The sequence below is a fragment of the Mesorhizobium sp. M00.F.Ca.ET.216.01.1.1 genome (assembly GCF_004010325.2).
Lineage (GTDB): Bacteria > Pseudomonadota > Alphaproteobacteria > Rhizobiales > Rhizobiaceae > Mesorhizobium.
Window position 1 is genome coordinate 1 of the sequence record NZ_SADR02000077.1, and the last position, 1,084, is coordinate 1,084.

General features: G+C 66.1%; 1 protein-coding gene. It reads left to right on the forward strand.

All coding sequences use genetic code 11. From position 1 onward, the window contains the following. Window positions 1-17: 17 nt before the first annotated feature. The coding region (gene pcaF, locus EN859_RS35085) for a 3-oxoadipyl-CoA thiolase (protein ID WP_127857182.1) at window positions 18-1,084 on the forward strand (1,067 nt) is incomplete at its 3' end.

Consider the following 1,084-nt stretch of genomic DNA (forward strand, 5'->3'; position numbering starts at 1 on the left):
AAGAGAAGGCTGCATAGATGGCCGAGGCCTATATCTGCGATTACATCCGCACGCCGATCGGACGCTTCGGCGGGCAGTTAGCCTCGATCCGCGCGGATGACCTCGGCGCGATACCCCTGGGGGCACTGGTCGAACGCAGCCCCGGCGTCGATTGGGCTGATATCGACGGTGTCGTCTATGGCTGCGCCAACCAGGCCGGCGAGGACAACCGCAATGTGGCAAGGATGTCGCTGCTGCTCGCCGGCCTGCCCCAGGAAGTTTCCGGCTCGACTGTCAACCGCCTCTGTGGTTCCGGCATGGATGCCGTCATCATCGCCGCCCGCGCCATCAGGGCCGGCGAGGCCGAGCTGATGATCGCCGGCGGCGTCGAATCGATGAGCCGCGCGCCCTTCGTCATGCCTAAGGCTGAAACCGCCTTTTCGCGCAATGCCGAGATCTACGACACCACCATCGGCTGGCGCTTCGTCAACCCGCTGATGAAGCAGCAGTACGGCATCGATTCCATGCCGGAGACCGGTGAGAATGTCGCCGAGGATTTTTCCGTCTCGCGCGCCGACCAGGACGCCTTTGCCGTGCGCAGCCAGGACAAGGCCGTCGCCGCGCAGGCCATTGGCCGGCTGGCCAAGGAGATCACCCCGGTAACGATCCCGCAGCGTAAGGGTGACCCGGTTATCGTCTCGAAGGATGAACACCCGCGCGCCGGCACGACAGTGGAGGCGTTGGCGAAACTGCCGACCCCGTTCCGGCAAGGCGGCACGGTCACCGCCGGCAACGCATCCGGCGTCAACGACGGCGCCGCGGCGCTGATCGTCGCCTCGGAAGCGGCCGCGAAAAAATATGGCCTGACGCCAGTCGCCCGCATTCTCGGCGGCGCTGCCGCTGGCGTGGCGCCGCGCATCATGGGCATCGGTCCGGTGCCGGCAACGCAGAAGCTGTGTGCCCGGCTCGGCCTGACGCCGCAACAATTCGACATCATCGAGCTCAACGAAGCCTTTGCCTCCCAGGGCATCGCCGTGCTCCGACAACTCGGCATTGCCGAGGACGCGGAGCACGTCAACCCAAATGGCGGCGCCATCGCGCTCGG